Here is a 25846-nt window from a genome sequence, read left to right as displayed (position 1 = left end):
CTCAGCGCGCTTCCAGCAGTTCGCGGGTCAACGCGGCGACCTCGTCGGGCTTGGCGTAGGGCACCATGTGGTTGCAGTCGAAATCCAGCAGCCGGAAGTCCGATCCCAGCCGCCGCGCCAAGCCGTCGATGAGCTTGTCGCTGACATAGGGCGGGGTGGTGCGCTTGGCTCGCACCAGGACGGTCGGGGTCTTCGCCGGCGGCAGCACGGTGTCGCGGGCCAACTCGCTCCAGTAGGCCATCATCGCCGGCAGGCTGACCCGCCAGCCGTAGCGCCCGCCCGGCAGCGCGATCAGATGCTCGTCGACCTCGGCGTCCAGCAGGGCGGGCTCGACATCCGACCACGAGCCGTGCACCTTCTCCAGGCGCGCCTCCTCGGCGTCCGGATAGTCGGGCGAGGACAGCATCGCCTCGGCGATCTCGCGCATCCAGTCGCCGTCCAGCCCGACCGCCGGGTCGAGCAGCAGCAGCCCCGCCACCCGGTCGGGGCGGGCCGCGGCCAGGTGCATCGCCAGCCCGCCGCCGAACGAGTGGCCAACGATCACCACCGGAGTGTCGGGCTGCTCGTCGAGCAGCGCGGCCAGCGCCGCGACATTGGCGTCGATGGTCCACGGCGCGGCCCACGAGGACCGGCCGTGGCCGACCAGATCCGGTGCGGCGATGCCGATTCCGGGCAGAAAGCCGGACAGATGCTGCCAACGCTGGCCGTGGCCGGTCAACCCGTGCAGCGCCAGGATCTGCACCGGACCGGACGGGCCGTAGCGGTGCACATGCAACTTCGCGGTCACCCGTCGATGGTGCCAGCCGCCACGATCACGACGTGCGGGCGGTCCTCACCGGTCGTCATCTCGATCGTCCTCGGTGGGGACAATGTAGGCCTGCTCGATCACGTCGGCCTCGTTGGCTTCCCGGTCCCCGGCGGCCACGTAGTCGGTATCCAGGCCGGTCTCGTCGTCGGAATCCACGGCCCGCGATTGTTCCACCGCGTCGCCTTCGGGCGCCTCGTCGACGGGAAAGCCGCGTTCGTCGTCCTGCATGGTCTTGCACCCCTCCTTCCGGTCTGCTCCTCGCTCTGGCCTCCAGGGTAGGTGCCGGTGCCGCTGCCGGTCGGACGAAACTTGTCACACCCTGGTGATTGCATGCAGCCATGTCACACACCTGGGACACCGACGCGGATGCTCTGCTGGCGCCCGGTTCGCGCGGGGTCGTTCGGGTCCTCGGTGGGCCCGGCACCGGCAAGAGCAGCCTGCTGATCGACGCCGCGGTCGCCCAGATTGACGCTGGGGTCAACCCGGAATCGGTTCTGCTGCTTACCGGTTCCGGCCGGATCGGGATGGCCGAGCGCAGCGCGCTGACGACGGCGTTGCTGCGCTCGCGATCCACCGGCGGAGGCCGGGCCGCCGTGAGCGAGCCCCTGGTGCGGACCGTGCACGGGTACGCGTACGCGCTCTTGCGGCGCGCGGCAGAGCGCGCCGGCGAGGCGCCCCCGCGGCTGGTCACCAGCGCCGAACAGGACGCCATCATCCGGGAGCTGCTGGCCGGAGACATCGAGGACGGACCGCGCGCCGCGACGGCCTGGCCGGCCCAGCTGCGGCCGGCGCTGAGCACCGCCGGCTTCGCCACCGAACTGCGAAACCTGTTGGCCCGCTGCGCCGAACGCGGCGTGGATCCCCAGGAACTGGAGCGGCTGGGCCGTCGCTGCCGACGGCCGGAGTGGACCGCCGCCGGCCAATTCGCGCGCCAGTACGAGCAGGTGATGTTGCTGCGCGCCGCGGTGGGCACGGCCGCGCCGGAGGCCACCACACCCGCGCTGGGCGCCGCCGAATTGGTCGGCGCCGCACTGGAAGCGTTCGCCGTCGACCCCGAATTGCTGTCCGCCGAACGCGGCCGGATCCGCGTCCTGCTGGTTGACGACGCCCAACAACTCGACGCGCAGGCCGCCCGCCTGGTTCGGGTGCTCGCGGCGGGCGCCGAGCTGGCGCTGATCGCCGGGGATCCCAACCAGGCGGTCTTCGGCTTCCGGGGTGGCGAACCCGCCGGGTTGCTCGGCGGCGAAGCGCCCTCGGTGACGCTGACGACGTCGCACCGCTGCGCCCCCGCCGTCGCGCGCGCGGTGAGCGGTATCGCCGGCCGGTTACCGGGCGGCAGCGGCGGCCGGCAGATCGACGGCGCCGGGACCGGGGAGGGGTCGGTGACCGTGCGGCTGGCCGCGTCGGCGCACGCCGAGGCGGCGACCATCGCCGACGCGCTGCGGCGCGCACACCTGGTCGACGGCGTGCCCTGGTCGCAGATGGCGGTCATCGTCCGGTCGGTGCCGCGGGCCGGCGCTCGATTGCCGCGCGCGTTGGCCGCCGCCGGGGTGCCGGTGGCCGCACCGGCCGCCCCCGGGCCGTTGTCCGAGGAGCCGGCCGCGCGCGCCCTGCTCACCGTGCTGCTGGCCACCGCCGACGGGCTCGACGGGCAGCAGGCGCTGGCGCTGCTGACCGGCCCCATCGGCCGTGTCGATCCGGTTTCGCTCCGTCAGCTGCGCCGAACACTGCAGCGCGCCAACCCCGATCGCGCACCGGCGGATTTCGCCGACCTGTTGGTCGAGGCGCTGTCCGGTGACGCGACGCCGCCGGGTCCGCGGTTCGCCCCGCTGCGCAAGGTCCGCGCGGTGCTGGACGCGGCCGCGCGCTCGCACCGTGCCGGTGACGACCCGCGCTACACCCTGTGGGCCGCCTGGCATCGGTCCGGGTTGCAGCGCCGCTGGCTGTCGGTGAGCGAGCGCGGCGGTCCCGCCGCGCCCCAGGCCACCCGTGACCTCGAGTCGGTGACCGCGTTGTTCGACGTCACCGACGACTACGTGTCGCGCACCTCGGGTGCGTCGCTGCGCGGTCTGGTCGAGCACATCGCCGCGCTGGCGCTGCCGAGCGCCACCCCCGAGCCCGTCGCCGCGGCCGAGCAGGTCAGGGTGCTCAGCGCGCACGCCGCGCTGGGGCACGAATGGGATTTCGTGGTCATCGCCGGATTGCAGGACGGCTTGTGGCCCAACACCGTTCCGCGCGGCGGCGTGCTGGCCACCCAGCGGCTCCTGGACGTGCTGGACGGGATCGGCGCGGAGGCATCGGTGCGCGCGCCGCTGCTGGCCGAGGAGCGCAGGCTGCTGGTGGCGGCGATGGGCCGGGCCCGGAGCCGGTTGCTGGTGACGGCCGTCGATAGCGACACCGGCGGTGCCGGTCTACAGGCCGCGCTGCCGTCGGTGTTCTTCGCCGAAATCGCGCAGTGGGCCGACGACGACGCCGATAGCGCCGGCGTGCAACCGGTCTCGGCGCCGCGGGTGTTGTCCGCGGCCGCGCTGGTGGGCCGGCTGCGTGGCGTGGTGTGCGCTCCCCAGGGCGCGGTGGACGAGCTCACCCGCGCTTGCGCGGCAACGCAATTGGCGCGGCTCGCCAAAGCCGGCGTGCCCGGCGCCGACCCGGCCGGGTGGCACGGCCTGACGCCGGTCAGCACCAGCGAACCGCTGCGTGGCAGCGGCGACGTGGTCACCCTGACGCCGTCGAACCTGCAGACCCTCAACGACTGCCCGCTGCGCTGGCTCGCCGAGCGGCACGGCGGTTCCGGCCCGCGCGACGTGCGCTCGGCGATCGGGTCGGTGGTGCACGCCCTGATCGCCGAACCGGACCGGAGCGAATCGGAATTGCTGGCCGAGCTGGACCGCGCCTGGAAACACCTTCCCTTCGCGGCGCAATGGCATTCGGACAACGAGCTGGCCCGGCACCGCGCCATGCTGGAGGCGTTCATCGAGTGGCGCGCGCAGACCCGGGGTGCATTGACCGAGGTCGGCGTCGAGGTCGAGATCGAGGGAACCGTGGCCACCGGCGACGGAGGCGAGGTGCGGCTGCGCGGCCGGGTCGACCGGCTGGAGCGCGATGCCGCCGGCCGGCTCGTGATCGTCGACATCAAAACCGGCAAGTCACCGGTCAGCAAGGACGATGCGCAACAACACGCCCAGCTCGCCATGTATCAGCTGGCGGTGGCAGAGGGATTGGTGGGCAACGGGACCGACAATGTCGAGCCCGGCGGCGCGCGGCTGGTCTACGTCGGCAAGACCGGGGCGTCCGGAGTGGCCGAACGCGAACAGGATCCGCTGACCGCCGCCGCCGGCGACGAATGGCGCGAGGTCATCGGGCGCGCGGCCGGCGCGACGTCGGGCCCGCAGTTCATCGCGCGGCGCAACGACGGCTGCGCCCATTGCCCGATCCGGCCCAACTGCCCGGCCCACGCCGAGGGGGCGCAGCGATGACCCCGCCGCGCTACAGCCCCGCCGAATTGGCCGGCGCGCTAGGGCTTTTTCCGCCGACCGACGAGCAGGCCGCCGTCATCGCCGCGCCGCCGGGGCCGCTGGTGGTGATCGCCGGCGCCGGCGCCGGCAAGACCGAAACCATGGCGGCGCGGGTGGTGTGGCTGATCGCCAACGGCTACGCCGAACCCGGTCAGGTGCTGGGCTTGACGTTCACCCGCAAGGCCGCCGGCCAGCTGCTGCGCCGGGTCCGGTCCCGACTGGCCCGGCTGGCCGGCGTCGGCCTGGGCGCGTCGGGTACGGCCTGCGACTCCGAGGGTGCTCCGACGGTCAGCACCTACCACGCCTTCGCGGGCTCGCTGCTGCGCGACTACGGGCTGCTGTTGCCCGTCGAGCCCGACACCCGGCTGCTCAGCGAAACCGAGTTGTGGCAGCTGGCTTTCGACGTGGTGAACGGCTATCCGGGCGAACTGCGGACCGACAAGACCCCGGCGACCGTCACTTCGATGGTGCTGCGGCTGTGGGGGCAGCTGGCCGAACACCTGGTGGACACCGGCCAGCTGCGCGACACCCACGTCGAGCTGGAGCGGCTGATCCACTGCCTGCCCGCGGGCCCCTACCAACGGGATCGCGGCCCCAGCCAATGGCTGCTGCGGCTGCTGGCCACCCAGACCGAACGCACCGAACTCGTGCCACTGCTCGACGCGCTCAACGGCCGCATGCGTGCCGCGAAGGTGATGGACTTCGGGATGCAGATGGCCTCGGCGGCCAGGCTGGCGGCGACGTTCCCGCAAGTCGGCGAGGACCTGCGCGGCCGCTACCGGGTGGTGCTGCTCGACGAGTACCAGGACACCGGCCACGCCCAACGCATCGCGCTCTCAGCACTATTCGGCGGCGGGGTCGACGACGGGCTGGCGCTCACCGCCGTCGGAGACCCGATTCAGTCGATCTACGGCTGGCGCGGCGCCTCGGCGACTAACCTGCCGCGGTTCACCACCGACTTCCCCCGATCCGACGGCACCCCCGCCCCGATCCTGGAGTTGCGGACCAGCTGGCGCAATCCGCCCCGGACGCTGCGGGTGGCCAACGCGGTGTCGGCGGAGGCGCGGCGGCGATCGGTGGCCGTGCACGCGCTGCGCCCGCGCCCGGACGCCCCGCCCGGCACCGTCCGCTGCGCACTGCTGCCCGATGTGACGGCCGAGCGTGAGTGGATCGCCGATCACCTCGACGCGCGGTACCGGCAGGCCCGCGACGAGGGCGTCGGTCCGCCGACGGCCGCGGTGTTGGTGCGCCGCAACGCGGATGCCGCGCCCATCGCCGACGCGCTGCGCGCCCGCGGCATCCCCGTCGAGGTCGTCGGGCTGGCCGGGCTGCTGGCCATCCCGGAGGTCGCCGAGGTGGTGGCCATGCTGCGGCTGGTCGCCGATCCGACGGCAGGCGCGGCGGCGATGCGGGTGCTCACCGGTTCACGCTGGCGCCTCGGCGCCCGCGACCTCACGGCGCTGTGGCAGCGGGCGCGTGCGCTCGGCGGGGCGGCGCAGCCCGCCGAAGCGTCCTCGCCCGAGTCGATCGCGAGTGCGGCCGGCCCCGACGCGGACACCGTGTGCCTGGCCGACGCGATCGCCGATCCCGGTGCGGCCGGGGCGTATTCGGCTGCGGGATACCAGCGCATTACCGCGCTGGCCGCCGAACTGAGCGCCCTGCGCGCCCACCTGGGCCATCCGCTCCCGGACTTGGTCGCCGAGGTGCGCCGGGTGCTGGGCATCGATTGTGAAGTCCGGGCCGCGGCGTGGGTCGGGGCCGGCTGGGCCGGCACCGAGCACCTGGATGCGTTCGCCGACGTTGTCGCGGGCTACGCCGAACGCACCGGCACCGCGACCGGGCCGGCGGACGGATCGGCAACCACCTCGGTGACCGGCCTGCTGGCTTTTCTGGACGTCGCCGAGTCGGTCGAGAACGGTTTGGCGCCCGCACCATTGGCGGTCGCGCGCGACCGCGTCCAGGTGCTCACCGTGCACTCCGCGAAGGGGCTGGAATGGCAGGTCGTGGCGGTGGCCCACCTGTCCGGCGGTACCTTCCCATCGACGGCGTCGAAGAGCACCTGGCTGACCGACGCCGCCGAGCTGCCGCCGCTCTTGCGCGGCGACCGCGCCGCCGCGGGAGCGCTGGGCATCCCGGTGATGGACACCTCGGACGTCACCAACCGAAAGCAGCTGTCGGACAAGATCTCCGAGCATCGTCGCCAGCTCGAGCAGCGCCGCATCGACGAGGAGCGCCGGTTGCTGTATGTCGCCATCACCCGCGCCGAGGACACGCTGCTGGTGTCCGGGCACCACTGGGCGGCCACCGGCATCAAGCCGCGCGGCCCGTCGGACTTCCTGTGCGAGATCAAGGCCGTGATCGACGATTCGGCCGCGGCCGGCGACCCCTGCGGATCGGTGGAGCACTGGGCCCCGGCGCCCGCCGATGGCGAGCGAAACCCGCTGCGCGACAACGTCGTCGAAGCGGTGTGGCCGCCGGACCCGCTGGCGGCGCGGCGTGATGACGTCGAGCACGGCGCCGCGCTGGTGGCGCAGGCGTTGCGGGCCGATGCGACCGAGGCGTACGTCGATGTGGACGGTTGGGCCGCCGACGTCGACGCACTGCTGGCCGAGCGCGCCCGGCTGGTGCAGCCGCCGGCCGCCGTCCTGCCGGGTCAGTTGTCGGTCAGCTCGCTGGTCGGCCTGGCGCGCGACCCGGCGGGCACCGCGCAGCGGTTGAGGCACCGGCTGCCGTCGCGGCCGGAGCCGCATGCGTTGCTGGGCAATGCCTTTCACGCGTGGGTCCAGAAATTCTACGGCGCCGAGTGTTTGTTCGATCTCGGCGATCTGCCGGGCGCGGCGGACTCCGCCGTCGGCGATACCGCGGAACTGACCGCGTTGCAGGATGCCTTCACCGAATCACCCTGGGCCGCAAGAACTCCCGTGGCCATCGAGGTACCGTTCGAGATGCCGATCGGCGACACGCTGGTGCGCGGACGCATCGACGCGGTCTTCACCGATCCCGACGGCGGCGCCACCGTGGTGGACTGGAAAACCGGCGAACCGCCGCGCGGGCCGGAAGCGATGCGGCAGGCCGCCGTCCAGCTCGCCGTGTACCGCGTGGCCTGGGCGGCGTTGGCCGGCATCCCGGAATCCTCGGTGCGCACCGCCTTCCACTACGTGCGCGCCCGCACCACCGTGATCCCCGAGGAACTGCCGAGCGCCGCCGAGGTCGCGGGGCTGCTGACGGATCCGGCCGGCGACCGTCGCGCCCGGGTGTGACCTGCGCCGCCCGAGTATTGGGGAAGCTGTGGCCGTGGTTACATAAGACGGTGCGTGTCTCGTGCGCAGAAGGTAAGCCGATGACGGACCGCCGTGGGCAACGGTAGGTCCCGAAGGCTGAGCGGTCTGGACGAAACCCTGACGGCTCAGCGCGGTCACCAGCTGATCGGCGTGGTGCGTATCCCCGAGGAGCACGCTAGTCCCATCCGCGTCATCACCCGGCGCCTGGCCATCGCGCTGGTGGTGCTGTTCGCCGCGGCCGTCATCGTCTACCTGGATCGCAGCGGTTACCGCGACGTGCGCAACCAACCGCTGACCTTTTTGGACTGCGTGTATTTCTCCGCGGTGTCCCTCTCGACCACCGGATACGGCGACATCACGCCGTACACCGAAACCGCGCGTCTGGTGCACACCCTGATCTTCACCGCGCTGCGGATCGCGTTCCTGGCCGTGTTGGTCGGCACCACGCTCGAGGTGCTCTCCGAGCGGTCTCGCCAAGGGTGGAAGATTCAGCGTTGGAGGAGCAGAGTGCGCAACCACACCATCGTGATCGGCTATGGCACAAAGGGGAAGACCGCGGTCGCGGCCATCCTCGGTGACGAGACCGTGCAGACCGAGGTCGTCGTCGTCGACACCGATCGCAGCACGCTCGAGCACGCCGAAAGTGCCGGCCTGGTCACCCTGCATGGCGATGCCACCAAGGCCGACGTGCTGCGGCTGGCCGGCGCCCAGCATGCGGCGTCCATCATCGTTGCCACCAGCCGCGACGACACCGCGGTGTTGGTGACGCTGACGGCGCGCGAACTCGCGCCCCACGCCAAGATCGTCGCCTCCATCCGGGAGACCGAGAACCAGCACCTGCTGCAGCAGTCGGGCGCGAACTCGGTGGTGGTGTCCTCGGCCACCGCGGGCCGGCTCCTCGGGCTGGCCACCACCACCCCCAGCGTCGTGGAGATGATCGAGGATCTGCTGACACCCGACGCCGGGTTGGCCATCGCCGAGCGTGAAGTGGAGCAGGCCGAAGTCGGCGGGTCGCCGCGGCACCTGCGCGACACCGTGCTCGGTGTGGTGCGCGACGGCCACCTGCTGCGCATCGGCGCACCGGAAGTGGATGCCATCGAGGCCAATGACCGGCTGCTCTACATCCGGAACGCCGACCACTGATGGCGATCGCGGACTTTCAGCTGCGCAGCGTGCCGTTGCTATCGCGGGTGGGTGCCGACCGCGCCGATCAGCTGCGCACCGACGTCGAGGCGGCCACCGCAGGCTGGGCGGATGCGGCGCTGTTGCGGGTGGATTCGCGCAACCAGGTGCTGGCCGCCAACGGCCGGGTGGTGCTCGGCGCCGCCGCCGAAGTGGGCGACAAGCCGCCGTCGGAGGCGGTGTTTCTGGGGCGCATCGAGGACGGCCGCCACGTCTGGGGCATCCGCGGCGCGCTGCAGGCTCCGGACGACCCCGCCGCGCATGCCGAGGTGGTGAACCTGCGCAGTCTCGGCCCGATCTTCGACGACACCAGCAGCCAGCTGGTGTCCGCGGCCGTCGCGCTGCTGAATTGGCATGAGAAGGCACGCTTCAGCTCCGTGGACGGTTCGCCGACGAGGCCGGCCCGGGCGGGCTGGTCGCGCATCAACCCGGTGACCGGTCACGAGGAGTTCCCGCGTATCGACCCGGCGGTGATCTGCCTGGTCCACGATGGCGGTGACCGCGCGGTGCTGGCCCGTCAGGCGGTATGGCCCGAGCGGATGTTCTCGTTGCTGGCCGGATTCGTCGAGGCCGGTGAGTCTTTCGAGGGGTGCGTCGCCCGGGAGATCCGCGAGGAGATCGGGCTGACCGTCCGCGACGTGCGATACCTGGGCAGTCAGCCGTGGCCGTTCCCGCGTTCGCTGATGGTCGGCTTCCACGCCGTCGCCGACCCGGCCGAGGAATTCGCGTTCAACGACGGCGAGATTGGCGAGGCCGCGTGGTTCACGCGCGACGAGGTGCGCACCGCACTGGCGGCCGGGGACTGGTCCAGCTCGTCGGAGTCGAATCTGCTTCTGCCCGGGTCGATCTCGATCGCCCGCGTGATCATCGAATCCTGGGCCGCGATCGACTGACCGGCGCCTAGTTGCCGGCGTTGGCCAGCTTTGCCTTCACCTCGGCGGCGCTCGGATTGGTCAGCGTCGAGCCGTCGGCGAATTTCACCGTCGGAACCGTCCTGTTGCCGCCGTTGACCGAGCTGACGAAATCAGCGGCCGCCGCGTCGTGCTCGATGTCGACCGCCTCGTACGGGATGCCGTTGGACTTAAGCACGGTCATCAGCCGATGGCAGTAGCCACACCAGGAGGTCGTGTAGACGGTGAGCGGGGCAGAGGTCATGGTTGGTTAACGTAGCCCGGCGACGATGCATTCCGCGAAGCGGGATGCGGAGGAGTGGGCGATCGGGTGTAGCCCGGCGACGATGCATTCCGCGCCGGGGGTAGCGCCCGGCCGCGCCGCGGGATCCGCCGACTCGCCGGGGCGACACGCCAAGCCCGTCGATTAAGGCGTGGCGATGCCGAGGGTTTGTCGGCGACCGCTGCCAAGATGGACGCCATGCCGACGGTCGCCGATCCTTTGACAGCCGGGCTGGACGACGAGCAGCGCGAGGCCGTGCTGGCTCCCCGCGGCCCGGTCTGCGTGCTCGCCGGTGCCGGAACGGGAAAGACCCGCACCATCACGCATCGGATCGCCCAGCTGGTCGCCAGCGGTCACGTCGCGGCCGGTCAGGTGCTGGCCGTCACGTTCACCCAGCGGGCGGCGGGGGAGATGCGCTCGAGATTGCGGATGATCGACTCCGCCGCGGGCGTGGACACCACCGTCGGCGCGGTCTCGGCACTGACGTTCCACGCGGCCGCCCACCGGCAGCTGCGGTATTTCTGGCCGCGGGTGGTCGGCGACACCGGGTGGCAGCTGCTGGACAGCAAGTTCGCCGTCGTCGCCCGGGCGGCCAGCCGCGCCCGGATCAACGCCAGCACCGACGACGTGCGCGACCTGGCCGGCGAGATCGAGTGGGCCAAAGCGTCGCTGATCGGGCCCGAGGAATACCCGGCCGCGGTGGCCGACGCCGCGCGCGACATCCCGTTGGACGCCGCCCGCGTCGCCACCGTCTACGCCGCCTACGAGGCGCTCAAGGCGCGCGGCGACAACGTCACCCTGCTCGACTTCGACGACCTGCTGCTGCACACCGCGGCCGCGATCGAGAACGATCCCGCTGTGGCCGAGGAGTTCCGGGACCGCTACCGCTGCTTCGTCGTCGACGAATACCAGGACGTCACGCCGTTGCAGCAGCGGGTGCTCGCGGCGTGGCTCGGCGATCGCGATGACCTGACCGTGGTGGGCGACGCCAACCAGACCATCTATTCGTTCACCGGGGCCTCGCCGCGGTTCCTGCTCGACTTCTCCCGCCGGTTCCCCGACGCCACCGTGGTGCGCCTCGAGCGCGACTACCGCTCCACCCCGCAGGTGGTGTCGTTGGCCAACCAGGTGATCGCCGCGGCGCGCGGCCGGGTCGCCGGCAGCAAGCTGCACCTGGTGGGTCAGCGGGCGCCGGGCCCGGCGCCGACGTTCCACGAGCATCCCGACGAACTGGCCGAGGCCGCCGCGGTCGCGGCGTCGATCAAGCGGCTCATCGAATCCGGCACCCCGCCGTCGGAGATCGCGGTGCTGTACCGGGTCAACGCGCAATCGGAGATCTACGAGGAAGCGTTGACCGAGGCCGGCATCGCCTATCAGGTTCGCGGCGGCGAGGGCTTCTTCAACCGCCAGGAGATCAAGCAGGCCCTGCTGGCGCTGCATCGGGCCGCCGAGCGCGGTGCCGAAGGGCCGTTACCCGACGCGGTCCGCACGATCCTGGAACCGCTGGGGCTGACGGCCGAGGAACCCGTCGGCACCCGCGCCCGGGAGCGCTGGGAGGCGCTGACCGCGCTGGCCGAGCTGGCCGACGACGAAGTTGCGCAGCGTCCGCAGCTGGAACTCCCGGGACTGGTGGCCGAGCTGCGGACGCGGGCCGACTCGCGGCACCCACCGGTGGTGCAGGGCGTCGCGCTGGCGTCGCTGCACGCCGCCAAGGGACTCGAGTGGGACGCGGTGTTTCTGGTCGGCCTGGCCGACGGCACGCTGCCCATCTCGCACGCGTTGGCGCACGGCGCCGAGAGCGAAGCGGTCGAAGAGGAGCGGCGGCTGCTCTACGTCGGAATCACCAGGGCCCGAATACATCTGGGGCTCAGTTGGGCGCTGGCCCGCAGCCCGGGTGGCCGCCAGGGCCGCAAGCCGTCGCGCTTCCTCAACGGCATCGCGCCCCAGGCGCGTGCCGACGCGGCGCCGAACAAGTCCCGGCGCAACCGGGGCACGGCGACCCGCTGCCGGATCTGCAACAACAACCTGACCACCCCGGCGGCCGTCATGCTGCGCCGCTGCGAGACCTGCGCCGGCGACGTCGACGAGGACCTGTTGCTGCGGCTCAAGGCGTGGCGGCTGGACATCGCCAAGGAGCAGAAGGTGCCCGCCTACGTGGTCTTCACCGACAACACCCTGATCGCCATCGCCGAGCTGCGGCCCGGCGACGAGGCTGCGCTGATCGCGATTCCGGGCATCGGCGCCCGCAAGCTGGAGCAGTACGGCCCCGACGTGCTGGAACTGGTCCGCGGGCGCTGACCGGTAAACCCGCTGGTCAGAAAATCGGTTGTGGTCACGGGCGGTGACCGTTTACCCTCGAAACCGCAACTCGGCACTACGGAGAAGGAGGGTGGCCACGATGCTCAGCGACGCGTTCGGTGTAGGCGTGGTCCGCGCGGCGCTTGCCGCGGGTACCTCCCATGCCGCACACGCCGCCTCGGCGGCCGCGCGTAAGCATCGCGCCGCCGCCGCGACCGACGCGTCCGTAGATGTCGGGGGCCCACCGAAGGCAAGGTAAGCACCAGCCCGGTTTTCTCCCAAATGGCCACGGACCCGAAGTCGCAAGGATCCGTGGCCATAGTTGTAGGGTCGGCACTTCTTCGACCTGGTCCGGATCACTGCCAAGGACAGCAACCAGACCAGGAAGTAGGTGGTAGGACATGTCGGCACCGACAGTCCCCAGACAAGCCCTGCCGTGTCACGTCGGCGATCCCGACCTGTGGTTCGCCGACACCCCGGCCGAGCTGGAGCGGGCTAAGACGCTCTGCACCAGCTGCCCGGTCCGCCGTCAGTGCCTGGCGGCCGCGTTGGAACGCGCCGAACCCTGGGGCGTGTGGGGCGGCGAAATCATCGACCGCGGTTCGGTTTTGAGCTTCAAACGGCCCCGCGGGCGTCCCCGCAAGGACAGCAGGCAAGACGAGGCGGCCGCGTAGGGCGCCGGAGCTAGATGACGGCGTTGTCGGGTTCGGCGAAGCCGGGCACCAGCTCTTCCGACAGCGCCTTGATCGGCACGTGCGCATCCAGCTGGCACAGGATCGCGGCCACCGACATGATGACCCGCATCGGGATGACCAGTTTGGGCGGCAGGTCCATTTGCCGCGCGGTCCGGATCTGCGACACCGACCGATCGATCTCGATGGCCGACATCTTCTGCAGCCACTTACGGGTGTAGTGGAAGACCTCGACCTCGACCGGTTCGACGTACTGGCGCAGCATGTCGTCGATGTCGCGCACCGACACCTGCTGGCCCTTCTGGATGAAGCCGGCCTTCTCCATAGTCGGCAGCAGTAAGTCGTAGTTCTTGTCGCGGGCCAGCCGGATGCTCATACCGAGCTCGATCGGCAAGCCGCCGGGCAGCGCGGCCACGGCGCCGAAGTCGATCACGCCCATACGACCGTCGGGAAGCAGCATGAAGTTGCCCGGGTGGGCGTCGCCGTGCAGCATGCCCAGCCGGCGCGGCGCGTCGAAGGTGAGTTCGAGCAGCCGGGTGCCCATCAGGTCGCGCTGCTCGGCGGTGCCGTGCCGGATGATCTCGGCCATCGGGGTGCCCTGCATCCACTCCTGGATCACCACCTTCGGCGCGCTGGCCACGATGCGCGGCACCGCGAAGTGCGGGTGATCGTGATAGGCCTTGGCGAAGGCGCGCTGATTCTCGGCCTCCAGCCGGTAGTCCAGCTCCATCTCGGTGCGCTCGATCAGTTCGTCGACGACCCCCTCGACGTCGGCGCCCGGCGCGAGCTGCTTGAACACTCCGACCAGCCGCTGCATGGTCTTGAGGTCGGCCCGCAGTGCCTCGTCGGCGCCGGGGTACTGGATCTTGACGGCCACCTCGCGGCCGTCGGACCAGACGCCCTTGTGGACCTGGCCGATGCTCGCCGAGGCCACCGGGATGTCGTCGAAGGAGCTGAACCGTGCGCGCCACTTGGTGCCCAGCTGGGCGTCGAGCACCCGGTGCACCTTGGCGGCGGGCAGCGGCGGGGCGTCCTTTTGCAGCTTGGTCAGCGCTTCGCGGTACGGCTCGCCGAATTCCTCGGGAATGGCGGCTTCGAGCACCGACAGTGCCTGGCCCACCTTCATTGCGCCGCCCTTGAGCTCACCCAAGACGGTGAACAGCTGGTGGGCGGCCTTTTCCAGAAGCTCGGCCTGGACCTCGTCCCTGGACTTTCCGGTCAGCCGTTTACCGAATCCGATCGCCGCCCGGCCGGCGAATCCGACCGGAATGCTGGCCAGCTTCGCGTTCCGCGCAGCACGGCCCCGTTTGATGTCAGACACGTACCCATCATCCATGATGGTCAGCGCGATGTGGAGCGATGTGGACAACGCACGTTGTCACACTAATTAACGGGCTGGTCAACGGGACTCGATCGTGAATGTGGCCTTCACTACAGCTCGTCGAATCGCCCACCGGGTCAGCACGAGCACAGCGGGTGTTTGGCCCACGGCCGCGTGACGATAGCGCTGGAATGCAGGTCGAATTCCAGGGTCGCGTTCAGCGTCTGGGGCGGCGCCGGTCCGGCCCCCGCCTCCTGCCCGTGCACCGCCGCGATCACCCGGTTCACCTGGCTGAGCGCGAGCGCCGCCGTCGCCAGCACGGTGGCGCGATCGGCGACGCCGACGGTCTCGCGCAGCTGCGCGCAGATGGCCGGCCACGCCGCATCGCGGTCCCGGCGGTGCAGGTCCGCGCAGCCCAGGCAGCTGGTCACGCCGGGAATCACCAGGGGGCCCACCAGCCCGATGCCGTCGCGCACCCGCACCAACAGATGCGCGACGCCCTGGTGGTGCAGGTCGCGCACCATGCGCGGGTCGGCGACCAGGAAGTCCGACAACACCACCAGATCAACATCGCTGGCCGATACCGCGGCGTGCGGTTGGCTGCTGTGTGCGATCCGGGCACCCGAGCAGCGCAACGTCTCCAGCATCAGCTCGGACAGCGGCCCGCGGCCGTGGATCCGCACCGAGGCCGCCCGGGCGCGCGGCTGACCGCATTCGGTGGCCACCCCGGCATCGACCAATCGCGCGACCAGGTTTCGCAGGCCGTCGGCGTCGGTCAGGCCGAAATCGAGCGCGCGGTGCTGCAACTCGGCCAGCGGGGTCGGCGACCACATGGTCCGCAACAGCGTGGCCAGCTCGGCGGCGGCCAGGCCGCCGGGAGGGCGGACCAGCACCGCGCGACGGGGGTCCCAGCCCACCTGGACCGCGCCGTCGGGACGGAGCAGCACCGGCAGCGCCGGGTCCAGCGCATAGGTGGAAAGGAGGGCCTGGCACCGCTGAGTCACCGCGCAACTGTGGCACGCCGGCGGCGAGGGCTTCGGTCAGTTATCCACAGAACCGGGGCCGGGGTCCTCAGGGTTTTGACCCTCACGCTCGAGTTTGGCGATGGCCTCGTCGATTCCGCTGGTGTCGCCGCCGATGACGCGGTCGATGAAGCCCGCCGGCTCGTCGAGGTCCTCGGCGTCGGGCAACAGATCGGGGTGTTGCCAGATGCCGTCGCGGGCGTCGACCCCGGCGGCTTCCGTCAGGCGCTCCCAGAACGCGGCGGCCTCACGCATCTTGCGGGGCCGCAGCTCCAGCCCGACCAGTGTGGCGAAGGTCTGCTCGGCGGGGCCGCTGCTGGCCCGGCGCCGGCGCATCGTCTCGCCCAGCGCGGCCGCGCCGGGAATCCGGTCGCCCAGCGCGCCGCCCACCACCACCTGCACCCAGCCCTCGATCAGGGCGAGCAGCGTTTCCAGGCGCTCGAGCGCCTGCATCTGCGCGGGCGTCGCCTTGGGCTCGAAAACGCCCTGCCCGAGCAGGTTTTCGATCGCCGCCGGGTCCGACAGCGACGCCGGGTTGAAGTCCCGCGCCAGCTCCTCGATCCCGGACATGTCGATCTGCATGCCCATCGCGTAGGCCTCGACGGCGCCCAGCAGCTGACTCGACAGCCACGGCACGTGACTGAACAGCCGGTGATGGGCGGCCTCACGCGCGGCCAGGAACGTCATGACCTCGCTGCGCGGCCGCTCCAGGCCGGAGGCGAAAGGTTCGACGGCCTCGGGCATGATCGCCGCAATTCCCTTGGGCCCCAACGGCAAACCGATGTCCGTCGACGTCAGCACCTCGCGGGACAATCGGCCCAGTGCCTGCCCGAGCTGCGAGCCGAACGCCATACCGCCCATCTGCGACATCATCTGCAGCAGCGGACCGGCCATGCTCTTGGCCTCTTCGGGCAACGACGCCGCCCACACCGTCGAAATCTGTTGTGCCATCGGGTCACACAGGCGCTTCCACGTCTCCAGCGTGTTGTCGACCCAGTCGCCGGGAGTCCAGCCCACCGCCTTGGTGGTGCCCGCGGGCAGGGCAGTGGCGCCGTCCAGCCAGGTTTCCGCCAGGTGCACCGCGTCGGCGATCGCCGAGTTGGTGGTGTCCGGAACCGGCGCCACGAAGCCGATCGAATTCGTCGCGACCCGCCGCGCCAGTTCGTAATTGACCGGTCCCGAGGCGGCTCCGCCGGGCCCGACAGTGCCCGCGCTGCTGAACATCTGACCCAGTTGAGTGAAGATCTGCCCCAAATCGCCCATCCCGAATTCACCGCTCATGCCGAAGGCGGCGAACGGGTCGGGCGGGTTCGAGCCCGAATCGGGATCTTTTTTCCCGTGCTTGTCGGGGTCGTCTCCAGACGAGAAGCCGAAAGGCAGGTCAGCCATACCCTCAACGGTACTCACCACAAGGTCAGGCGGCGCGACCTCGGGTCAGCTTGTAGCTGAACCCTCCTAACCGAACGTTGTGGCTGAACACCGCGCCGCGGCCGCCGTCTAGTGTGATCGGCGTGAACAGGCGCATCCTGACCCTGATGGTCGCGCTGGTGCCGATCGTCGTGTTCGGCGTGTTGCTGGCGGTGGTGACGGTGCCGTTCGTGTCGCTGGGGCCCGGCCCGACCTTCGACACGCTCGGCGAGGTCGACGGCAAGCAGGTGGTGGCGATCGAGGGCACCCAGACGCACCCGACGACCGGCCACCTCAACATGACGACGGTGTCCCAGCGCGACGACCTGACGCTGGGCGAGGCGCTGACGCTGTGGCTTTCGGACCAGGAACAGCTGGTGCCGCGCGACCTCATCTATCCGCCCGGTAAGTCGCGGGAGGACGTCGACAAGGCCAACAACGCGGACTTCAAGCAATCTGAGGACAGCGCGGCCTATGCGGCCCTGGGTTACCTCAAGTACCCGGCGGCGGTGACGGTCGCCAAGGTTCCCGAGCCGGGTCCGTCGGTGGGCAAGCTGAAGGTCGGCGACGCCATCGACGCGGTCAACGGCGTCCCGGTGGCCACCGTCGACGAGTTCACCGGATTGCTGAAGAACACCAAGCCGGGCCAGCTGGTGACGGTCGATTATCGCCGCAAGAACGAGCCGGCCGGTGTGGCACAGATCACGCTGGGCGCCAACAAAGACCGCGCCTATGGCTTTCTCGGCGTCGCGGTGCTCGACGCGCCGTGGGCGCCGTTCACCGTGGACTTCAACCTGGCCAACGTGGGCGGGCCGTCCGCCGGGTTGATGTTCAGCCTGGCGGTGGTCGACAAATTGACCACCGGCGACCTGGCCAAGTCGAACTTCATCGCGGGCACCGGGACCATCGCGTCCGACGGCAAGGTCGGCCAGATCGGCGGCATCACCCACAAGATGGTGGCCGCGCACGCGGCCGGCGCCACGGTCTTTCTGGTGCCCGCGAAGAACTGCTACGAGGCCAGCTCGGACAATCCGTCCGGCCTGCGATTGGTCAAGGTCGAGACGCTCGGTCAGGCAGTGGATGCGCTGCATGCGATCGGGTCGGGCGGGCAGCCGCCAAGCTGCTAGCGAACCTTGGCGATCACGGGCAAGGCCATGCGTAGAGTTGTCACCGTCTAGCAATCGATCAGGGAGCGTAGCCAGTGGGGATGCGGCCCACCGCACGGATGCCGAAGCTGACTCGGCGTAGCCGGATTCTGATCCTGATCGCACTGGGTGTGATCGTGCTGCTGCTCGCGGGTCCGCGGCTGATCGACGCCTACGTCGACTGGCTGTGGTTCGGCGAGCTCGGCTACCGCTCGGTGTTCTCCACCGTGCTGGTCACCCGGTTCGTCGTCTTCTTGATCGCCGGGCTGCTGGTGGGCGGCATCGTGTTCGCCGGCCTCGCGGTGGCCTACCGCACCCGCCCGGTGTTCGTGCCGAGCAACGACAACGATCCGGTGGCGCGCTACCGCGCCCTGGTGCTGTCCCGGTTGCGATTGGTGAGCGCCGGGATCCCGGTGGCGGTCGGCCTGCTGGCCGGCATCATCGCCCAAAGCTATTGGGTGCGCATCCAACTGTTCCTGCATGGCGCCGACTTCGGCATCAAGGACCCGCAGTTCGGCAAGGACCTCGGTTTCTACGCCTTCGAGCTGCCGTTCTACCGGCTGCTGCTCAGCTACCTGTTCGTCGCGGTCTTCCTGGCGTTCGTCGCCAACCTGTTGGCCCACTACATCTTTGGCGGGATCCGGCTGTCCGGTCGCACGGGCGCGCTGAGCCGTTCGGCGCGGATACAGCTGGTCACCCTGGTCGGGCTGCTGGTTGTGCTCAAGGCGATTGCGTACTGGCTGGACCGCTATGAGTTGTTGTCGCACACCCGCGGCGGCAAGCCCTTCACCGGGGCGGGCTACACCGACATCAACGCGGTGCTGCCGGCGAAACTGATCCTGATGGCGATCGCGCTCATCTGCGCGGCCGCGGTGTTCTCCGCGGTCGTGCTCAAGGACTTGAGGATTCCGGCGATCGGGCTGGTCCTGTTGCTGCTGTCGTCGCTGATCGTAGGCGCCGGGTGGCCGTTGATCGTCGAGCAGATCAGCGTCAAACCCAATGCCGCGCAAAAGGAAAGCGAATACATCAGCCGCAGCATCGCCGCGACCCGGCAGGCCTATGGCCTGACCTCCGACCAGGTCACCTATCGCAACTACACCGGCGACGCGCAGGCCACCGCCCAGCAGGTCGCCGACGACCGCGCGACCACGTCGAACATCCGACTGCTCGACCCGACCATCGTCAGCCCGGCGTTCACCCAGTTCCAGCAGGGCAAGAACTTCTACTACTTCCCGGACCAGCTGTCCATCGACCGGTACCAGGACCGCAACGGGGCGTTGCGTGACTACGTGGTGGCAGCGCGTGAACTCAACCCGGACCGGCTGATCGACAACCAGCGCGACTGGATCAACCGGCACACCGTCTACACCCACGGCAACGGCTTCATCGCGTCGCCGGCCAACACGGTCCGCGGAATCGCCAACGACCCCAACCAGAACGGCGGCTACCCCGAGTTCCTTGTCAATGTGGTAGGCGCCAACGGCGGCGTGGTGTCCGACGGTCCGGCGCCACTCGACCAGCCGCGCGTCTACTACGGGCCGGTCATCTCCAACACGTCGGCCGACTACGCGATCGTCGGGCGCAACGGCACCGATCGCGAATACGACTACGAGACCAGCAACGAGACGAAGAACTACACCTACACCGGCCTGGGTGGCGTCCCGCTCGGTGACTGGTTGTCGCGCAGCGTGTTCGCCGCGAAATTCGCCGAGCGAAACTTCTTGTTCTCCAACGTGATCGGCTCGAACAGCAAGATCCTGTTCAACCGTGACCCGGCGCGGCGGGTGGAGGCGGTGGCGCCGTGGCTGACCACCGACAGCTCGGTGTACCCGGCGATCGTCAACAAGCGACTGGTGTGGATCATCGACGGCTACACCACGCTGGACAACTACCCGTATTCCGAACTCACGTCGCTGGAATCGGCGACCGCGGACTCCAACGAGGTGGCGTTCAACAAGCTGGCGCCCGACAAGCGGGTCTCCTACATCCGCAACTCGGTGAAGGCGACCGTCGACGCCTACGACGGCACCGTCACGCTGTACCAGCAGGACGAGCAGGACCCGGTGCTCAGGGCCTGGATGCAGGTCTTCCCGGGCACCGTGAAGCCCAAGAGCGACATCAGCCCGGAGCTGGCCGAGCACCTGCGCTATCCCGAGGACCTGTTCAAGGTGCAGCGGATGCTGCTGGCGAAATACCACGTCAACGATCCGGTGACGTTCTTCTCCACCTCGGATTTCTGGGACGTGCCGCTGGATCCCAACCCGACGGCCAGCAGCTACCAGCCGCCGTACTACATCGTCGCGAAAAACATTGCGAAGAACGACAATACGGCGTCGTATCAGCTGACCAGCGCGATGAACCGGTTCAAGCGTGACTATCTGGCCGCCTACATCAGCGCCAGCTCCGACCCTGCGACGTACGGCAGGATCACCGTGCTGACCATCCCGGGTCAGGTCAACGGACCGAAGCTGGCCAACAACGCGATCACCACCGACCCGGCGGTGTCGCAGGACCTCGGCGTGATCGGGCGCGACAACCAGAACCGGATCCGGTGGGGCAACCTGCTCACCCTGCCGGTGGGGCAGGGCGGGCTGCTCTACGTCGAACCCGTGTATGCCTCGCCGGGGGCCAGCGATGCGGCGTCGTCCTACCCGCGGCTGATCCGGGTGGCGATGATGTACAACGACAAGATCGGCTACGGCCCCACCGTGCGTGACGCGCTGACCGGGCTGTTCGGGCCGGGCGCGGGCGCAGCGGCCACGAGCATCCAGCCCACCGATTCCGGGACACCCGCGGCGAGTCCGCCGGCCAGCGCGCCGGCGCCCGCCGTGACGCCCGGATCGGCGCCGCCGGCCGCCGCACCGCCGGTGGCCGACGGGTCCGTGACGCTGTCACCCGCCAAATCCGCTGCCCTCCAAGAGATTCAGGCGGCACTCGGCGCGGCGAAAGACGCGCAGAAGAAGGGCGATTTCGCCGGCTACGGTGCCGCGTTGCAGCGCCTGGACGACGCGATCACCAAGTACAACAGCACGAAATAGCTTTCAGGCGTAGGCCGTTCGGAACCTGTCCCGATAGGCCTTCGGGCTGATGCCCAGGTGATTGACGAATACCCGTCGCAGCGTTTCGATGCTGCCGAAGCCGGCCATGCCCGCGGTCTCGGTGACCGACCGGCCGGATTCCAGCGCATTGCGGGCGAAATCGATTCGAACCAGTTCGACGTAGCGCGCCGGGGTCATCCCGAGCTCGGATTGAAACAGCCGGGTCAGCTGGCGGGTGCTCAAAGATGCCAGGGCCGCAAGCCTTTTCACGCTGTAGTCGGCGCCGGGGTCGGCCGCGATCGCATCGGTGACCGGGCGCAGCGGCGACTGTGGCGGGGGATCGGCCTCGAGCAGCACCGAGAATTGCGATTGGCCGCCCGCGCGTTTGAGGTAGACGACCAGCCACCGGGCCACGTCGCGGACCAGTTCGGTCCCGTGATCCATTTCGACCAACGCCAGCGCCAGGTCGATGCCCGACGAGATGCCCGCGGAGGTGAAGATGTCGCCGTCGCGGACGAAGATCGCGTCCGGCTCGACGGTGATATCGGGGAACGCCCGGCCCAGCAACCGGGTGTCGTGCCAGTGCGTGGTGGCGCGCCGGCCGCTGAGCACGCCGGCCTGCGCGAGGATGAACGACCCCGTGCAGATGGACGCCAGACGACGGGTCCGTGTTGACATCGATCGGACGGCCTCGACCAGGGCGGGGTCGATGGGTCGCCCCGGCAGGTCGTCGCTGCCGGCGATCATGACCGTATCGGCGGACTCGATGGCCGAAATGCTGTCGGTCACGCCCAATCGGGCCCCGATCGAGCTGGTCACGTCAGACCCGTCCAACGACGCGATTTTGAGTTGGTAGTCGGCACCGAAGCGGTTGGCCTCGGCGAACACTTCGCCCGCCCCCGCGACGTCCAACAACGTCACCCCGTCGAAAACGACGATCACCACCACCCGCGAACGCGCTCCGGCTGCAGCCACGCAACCCATTCTGTCGCTTTCTGAGGACTTGACGGCCCGAACGGCCAGGGTCGATTCGTCCGCGCCGGCGCACACTCATACCAACAGTCACTTGGAGGGAGACGAGAACATGACCACCAGCTCAATCGACACCGTCGCCGGCATCGATGTGCCCGACACCGCCCTGGCGCGCGAGGCGACCGAGTTCATCCGCGACACCGAGGACGAATTGCTCTTCAACCACTCCCGGCGGGTGTTCTTCTTCGGTGCGCTGCAGGGCATGCGCCGCGGGCTGAAGCCGGATGCGGAGCTGCTCTACGTGGGTGCGATGTTCCACGACCTCGGCCTGACCGAGCGCTATCGCGGCTCCGCCGTCCGTTTCGAGGTCGACGGCGCCGACGCCGCCAGGGACTTCTTGACGGCTCATGGCGTCGACAAAGCCGAAGCCGACAAGGTGTGGCTGGGCATCGCCTTGCACACCACCCCCGGCGTGCCCGAGTTCATGGCTCCCGAAGTGGCGCTGCTGCAGGCCGGTGTGGAAGTCGACGTGGTCGGCGTCGGGCGCGATCAGTTGGCTCCCGAGGCGCTGGCCGCGGTGACCGCCGCCCACCCGCGCCCACAGTTCAAGCAGCGCATCCTGGCGGCGTTCAACGACGGAATGAAGCACCGGCCGCGGACCACCGACGGCACCATGAACGCCGATGTGCTGGCGCACTTCGATCCCACTTTCGAGCGCGTCGACTTCGTCGACCACATCCTCAACAACAGCTGGCCCGAGTAGCGGAAGGGAGCAGAACAATGGACATTTACGAAGGCCTTTACACCACCAGGATGATGCGGCGGTTGCGGCCGGACCCGATTCCGCTGGACACACAGGCCCGCATCCTCGATGCGGCGGTTCGCGCCCCCAACGGGGGCAACACCCAGCGCTGGCACTTCGTGGCCGTTGACGATCCAAAACTCATCCGCGAGTTCGGCAAGCTGTTCCGGCAGGCCCGGGCGCTGGAATACGAGAAGTTCAGTTCTGGGACGGGACCGATGGTCGTGCCGGCGCCCGGCGCGGATCCGGCCGCTCACGCCGAAACGATGCGCCGAATGAAAGGCTCGGGGGATTACCTGGCGGACCATTTCGAAGAAATTCCCTTGTTGCTCTTCGTGTTCGCCATCGACGACCTCGGCGGCGCCAACATCTACCCGGCGATCTGGAGCGTGTTGCTCGCCGCCCGTGCCGAGGGCGTCGGCGGCGTGATGACGATGGTGCTTCGCAATTTCGAGGACGAGGTGAACGAGTTACTGGGCGTACCGGTCGAGGAAGGCTGGAAGATGTCGGCCATGCTGACCCTGGGTTACCCATTGGGCAGGTGGGGCGTCGCGGCGAATCGCCATCCAGTACACGAGGTTTCGTCCCGGAACGGCTGGGACAAGCCGTTCGGCGTCGAAGTGCCGCAGCCACTGTGGCCGCCGCACGACGAGCTGACGCCGGGGCTGGCCGCGGCGGGCTGATTAAACCTTGCGGCGCAACGGATTTGCGAGGAAGGTATGTCACATGAGTGGTCCAGACCCAATCGGCGTCACGGTGGTGCAGCCGGGGGAGGGCGACGTCGTCGCCCTCCCGGGCTTCGGAGCCGTGTTGAAACTGTCGGGCAAAACCAACGGCGGTGAGGTGTCCATCGTCGAGCATCCGTTCGCGGTCGGCCTGCTCACCGCGGCGCACCGGCACACCCGCGAGGACGAGCATTCGATCGTGCTGGCCGGCGAGATCGGCTTCCGCTCCGACGACAGCGAGGTGGTCCTGGGTCCCGGCGGCTACATCACCAAGCCGCGCGGGCAGATGCACGCGATGTGGAATGCCGGCAGCGAGCCGGGCCGCATCGTCGAGATCATTACCCCGGGCGGATTCGAGAACTATTTCCGGGAACTCGGCGAGCTGCTCGTCGAGCACGCCGACGACCCGTCGGGCAAGCCGCTGCACGAGCTGCCCGAGTTCGGCGAGCTCGCCGAGAAGTACGGGCTGACGTATGGGTCGCCGGAGTGGATGGACGACATCGCACAGCGATACGGGCTGAACCCGCCATCGCACTGAGGCGGGCACTGACCCGGATCTCAGCCTTGATGGCCGCTGACCGCGCGATTTGGTCGCCGAGAGGCCGGTTCGGTAACCTGGCATTCACCAACGCGGGGTGGAGCAGCTCGGTAGCTCGCTGGGCTCATAACCCAGAGGTCGCAGGTTCGAATCCTGTCCCCGCTACCAGGTAAAACGGCCCCCGGAGAATCTTCGGGGGCCGTTTTCATGCCTAGCGGGGCAGCACGTCCTCGATGGCGCTGATGACCTCGGGGGCGTCGGGCTCGGTGCGGGGCCGGAACCGCTGGACAACCTCACCGCCGGGGCCGAGCAGGAACTTTTCGAAGTTCCACTGGATGTCTCCGGCCTGGCCGTCGGCGTCGGGGGTTTTGGTCAGCTCGGCGTACAGCGGGTGACGGTCGTCGCCGTTGACGTCGGTCTTCGCCAACAGCGGGAACGTCACCCCGTAGGTCGTCGAGCAGAACTCCTGGATCTCGTCGGCCGTGCCCGGCTCCTGGCCCATGAACTGGTTGCAGGGAACGCCGACGACGGTCAGGCCGCGGTCGCCGTAATCCTTGGCCAGCTTCTCCAGCGCGGTGTATTGCGGAGTCAGCCCGCATTTGGACGCTACGTTGACGACCAGCGTTGCGCCGTCGGACAATTCGGCCAGCGTGGTCGGCCGGCCGTCGAGGGTGGTCAGGGCGATGTTGTTGAGGGTCACGCCCACGACGCTAACGCAACTCAGAGCCAGCCGGTGCGGGCGGCGGCAACCGGCTCCGCGGGGGCCGGAGCCAATTCGCCGTTGCGCACGCCGTCGAGCAACCGCTTCACCGCGGCGACGATCTCCGGGGCCGCCGCCGCGAGTCCGGTGGTGTCGGCTTTGCTGACCTCGTCGGCGTCGACGCCCGCGCGGGCCAGGATGGCGGCCGGGTCGGCCAGCTGTTCGGTCAGCCAGGCCAGTGGGTCGGCGGACAGCTCGGGGACGAAGTGCCGGCTACTGGGTTCCCAACCGTTGAACCGCGGATGGTGGTGGGCCCGGTCCAGCGTCCCGGGCGGGCTCTCCGTGGACCCGAAAAGATCCACCCGCCACACAGGGCGGGTGAAGGCGATCGGGACGCCGGCGTAGATCGAGCCCCGGGGCTGGGCCCGGTCGACGAGGCGCAGTTCCAGCCGGACTCCCCGCTCCGGGGTCTCCTGACCCTCGAGCGGGAACGGGTCGATGAAGTACATGTCCCCGACCACCACACCCAGGGATTCGAATCCGAATGCTGCGAGCATCGCGCACCTTTCCTCGTACTTCACGAGGGTAGACCCGCACCGGAATAGGGGATCGTCATCACGGATGCGTCGACGACTTCCGGCTTGGGATTGTGAGTTGCCTCTCTCCAGGCGAGGCGCCCGTCCATTTTGTGAACGGCGGTTCGCACAAGCGCGCCCGTCACGGTACATTTCACTGGTCTTGTGTACGGAACCCCCTGGCGGAGACAGGGGGATGATCTGCCGCTGCGGCGCGAGGCGCCGACGCGGACGTGAGGGGCAGCGACGGTATGTCGACACATCCAAGTGCCGGCTCACCTGTGCAGATCAACTCGCAACGAACCCCGCCGTACAAGTGGATCGCCGTCGCCGTGCTAGTTGTGTGCGCGCTGATTTTGGCGTTGATATACGGGCAATTCCGGGGGGCCTTCACCGACAAGACGCAGCTGACCATGTTGGCGTCGCGGGCCGGGTTGGTGATGGATCCGGGTTCGAAGGTGACCTATAACGGGGTGGAGATCGGCCGGGTGGGGTCGATCGCGGAGACGGTGCGTGATGGCAAGCCGGCGGCGAAGTTCACGTTGGAGGTGTATCCGCGGTATTTGGCGTTGATCCCGTCGAATGTGAATGCTGATATCAAGGCGACGACGGTGTTCGGCGGTAAGTATGTGTCGTTGACGACGCCGGCCAA

General features: G+C 69.4%; 22 protein-coding genes and 1 tRNA gene. 14 read left to right on the top strand and 9 right to left on the bottom strand.

Annotated features, from left to right (window positions below):
• Position 1: 1 nt before the first annotated feature.
• Positions 2–787: an alpha/beta fold hydrolase gene (locus tag A5760_RS00300; protein WP_064877092.1), complete on the bottom strand. Its 786-nt coding sequence runs from the start codon at positions 785–787 to the stop codon at positions 2–4.
• 45 nt (positions 788–832) lie between these two features.
• Complete coding sequence (locus A5760_RS00295) at positions 833–1036, bottom strand: hypothetical protein (RefSeq protein WP_064877091.1); 204 nt, start codon at positions 1034–1036, stop codon at positions 833–835.
• A 110-nt stretch (positions 1037–1146) separates the two neighbouring features.
• On the opposite strand from A5760_RS00295, the gene A5760_RS00290 reads away from it, so the two are divergent.
• From A5760_RS00290 to nudC, 4 genes are all read left to right on the top strand, one after another.
• Positions 1147–4284 (top strand): ATP-dependent helicase, encoded by a 3138-nt coding sequence (locus tag A5760_RS00290; protein WP_064877090.1) that lies wholly within the window; start codon positions 1147–1149, stop codon positions 4282–4284.
• On the top strand, positions 4281–7583 hold the full coding sequence (locus tag A5760_RS00285; protein ID WP_064877089.1) for an ATP-dependent helicase: 3303 nt from the start codon (positions 4281–4283) through the stop codon (positions 7581–7583). The genes A5760_RS00290 and A5760_RS00285 overlap by 4 nt, the downstream gene beginning before the upstream one ends.
• 93 nt (positions 7584–7676) lie before the next feature.
• A complete protein-coding gene (locus A5760_RS00280; RefSeq protein WP_064877088.1) occupies positions 7677–8747 on the top strand; it encodes a potassium channel family protein in 1071 nt (356 codons plus the stop codon).
• Entirely contained in the window at positions 8747–9679 is a 933-nt protein-coding gene (gene nudC, locus A5760_RS00275; RefSeq protein WP_064877087.1) for an NAD(+) diphosphatase, read from the top strand. The genes A5760_RS00280 and nudC overlap by 1 nt, the downstream gene beginning before the upstream one ends.
• A 7-nt stretch (positions 9680–9686) precedes the next feature.
• On the opposite strand, the gene mrx1 is transcribed toward nudC, so the two are convergent.
• Positions 9687–9941, bottom strand: coding sequence for a mycoredoxin Mrx1 (mrx1, locus tag A5760_RS00270; RefSeq protein ID WP_064877086.1), 255 nt, complete (start codon positions 9939–9941; stop codon positions 9687–9689).
• Between the two features lie 216 nt (positions 9942–10157).
• Between mrx1 and A5760_RS00265 the strand changes: the two genes are divergently transcribed.
• From A5760_RS00265 to A5760_RS00260, 3 genes are all read left to right on the top strand, one after another.
• Positions 10158–12257 carry an ATP-dependent DNA helicase UvrD2 gene (locus A5760_RS00265; RefSeq protein WP_196771925.1) on the top strand — a complete coding sequence of 700 codons (2100 nt, stop codon included), beginning with the start codon at positions 10158–10160 and terminating at the stop codon, positions 12255–12257.
• A gap of 91 nt (positions 12258–12348) precedes the next feature.
• Positions 12349–12516: a hypothetical protein gene (locus A5760_RS26880; RefSeq protein ID WP_171975106.1), complete on the top strand. Its 168-nt coding sequence runs from the start codon at positions 12349–12351 to the stop codon at positions 12514–12516.
• A gap of 142 nt (positions 12517–12658) precedes the next feature.
• Positions 12659–12931 carry a WhiB family transcriptional regulator gene (locus A5760_RS00260; RefSeq protein ID WP_064877085.1) on the top strand — a complete coding sequence of 91 codons (273 nt, stop codon included), beginning with the start codon at positions 12659–12661 and terminating at the stop codon, positions 12929–12931.
• 10 nt (positions 12932–12941) lie between these two features.
• On the opposite strand, the gene A5760_RS00255 is transcribed toward A5760_RS00260, so the two are convergent.
• The 3 genes from A5760_RS00255 to A5760_RS00245 form a co-directional block, all read right to left on the bottom strand.
• On the bottom strand, positions 12942–14285 hold the full coding sequence (locus A5760_RS00255) for an ABC1 kinase family protein (RefSeq protein WP_064877168.1): 1344 nt from the start codon (positions 14283–14285) through the stop codon (positions 12942–12944).
• Between the two features lie 122 nt (positions 14286–14407).
• Positions 14408–15274: a hypothetical protein gene (locus tag A5760_RS00250; protein WP_064877084.1), complete on the bottom strand. Its 867-nt coding sequence runs from the start codon at positions 15272–15274 to the stop codon at positions 14408–14410.
• 36 nt (positions 15275–15310) lie between these two features.
• A complete protein-coding gene (locus A5760_RS00245) occupies positions 15311–16699 on the bottom strand; it encodes a zinc-dependent metalloprotease (RefSeq protein ID WP_196771924.1) in 1389 nt (462 codons plus the stop codon).
• A 104-nt stretch (positions 16700–16803) separates the two neighbouring features.
• Between A5760_RS00245 and A5760_RS00240 the strand changes: the two genes are divergently transcribed.
• Together A5760_RS00240 and A5760_RS00235 are read left to right on the top strand one after the other, a co-directional pair.
• Positions 16804–17826: a PDZ domain-containing protein gene (locus A5760_RS00240; RefSeq protein ID WP_064877167.1), complete on the top strand. Its 1023-nt coding sequence runs from the start codon at positions 16804–16806 to the stop codon at positions 17824–17826.
• A gap of 74 nt (positions 17827–17900) precedes the next feature.
• Entirely contained in the window at positions 17901–20882 is a 2982-nt protein-coding gene (locus tag A5760_RS00235) for a UPF0182 family protein (RefSeq protein ID WP_064877082.1), read from the top strand.
• A 3-nt stretch (positions 20883–20885) separates the two neighbouring features.
• Here A5760_RS00235 and A5760_RS00230 read toward each other — a convergent pair whose 3' ends face one another.
• Positions 20886–21866 (bottom strand): DJ-1/PfpI family protein, encoded by a 981-nt coding sequence (locus tag A5760_RS00230; protein ID WP_196771923.1) that lies wholly within the window; start codon positions 21864–21866, stop codon positions 20886–20888.
• A 100-nt stretch (positions 21867–21966) separates the two neighbouring features.
• Between A5760_RS00230 and A5760_RS00225 the strand changes: the two genes are divergently transcribed.
• From A5760_RS00225 to A5760_RS00210, 4 genes are all read left to right on the top strand, one after another.
• On the top strand, positions 21967–22617 hold the full coding sequence (locus A5760_RS00225) for an HD domain-containing protein (RefSeq protein ID WP_064877166.1): 651 nt from the start codon (positions 21967–21969) through the stop codon (positions 22615–22617).
• A 17-nt stretch (positions 22618–22634) separates the two neighbouring features.
• Positions 22635–23339, top strand: a complete 705-nt coding sequence (locus tag A5760_RS00220; protein WP_064877080.1) for a nitroreductase family protein — start codon at positions 22635–22637, stop codon at positions 23337–23339.
• A gap of 43 nt (positions 23340–23382) precedes the next feature.
• Positions 23383–23919: a cupin domain-containing protein gene (locus tag A5760_RS00215; RefSeq protein WP_064877079.1), complete on the top strand. Its 537-nt coding sequence runs from the start codon at positions 23383–23385 to the stop codon at positions 23917–23919.
• Positions 23920–24010: 91 nt separating this feature from the next.
• A tRNA-Met gene (locus A5760_RS00210) sits at positions 24011–24087 on the top strand.
• Between the two features lie 43 nt (positions 24088–24130).
• Here A5760_RS00210 and A5760_RS00205 read toward each other — a convergent pair.
• Both A5760_RS00205 and A5760_RS00200 read right to left on the bottom strand, forming a co-directional pair.
• Entirely contained in the window at positions 24131–24619 is a 489-nt protein-coding gene (locus A5760_RS00205; RefSeq protein WP_064877165.1) for a glutathione peroxidase, read from the bottom strand.
• 20 nt (positions 24620–24639) lie between these two features.
• A complete protein-coding gene (locus tag A5760_RS00200) occupies positions 24640–25176 on the bottom strand; it encodes a hypothetical protein (protein ID WP_064877164.1) in 537 nt (178 codons plus the stop codon).
• Between the two features lie 269 nt (positions 25177–25445).
• Between A5760_RS00200 and A5760_RS00195 the strand changes: the two genes are divergently transcribed.
• Positions 25446–25846 (top strand): MlaD family protein (locus A5760_RS00195; protein WP_155764148.1); only part of this gene is annotated, 401 nt, incomplete at its 3' end.

Origin of the sequence: Mycobacterium colombiense (assembly GCF_001665835.1) — a bacterium.
GTDB classification, from domain to species: domain Bacteria; phylum Actinomycetota; class Actinomycetes; order Mycobacteriales; family Mycobacteriaceae; genus Mycobacterium; species Mycobacterium colombiense_A.
This window is presented reverse-complemented; position numbering and strand designations above follow the sequence as displayed.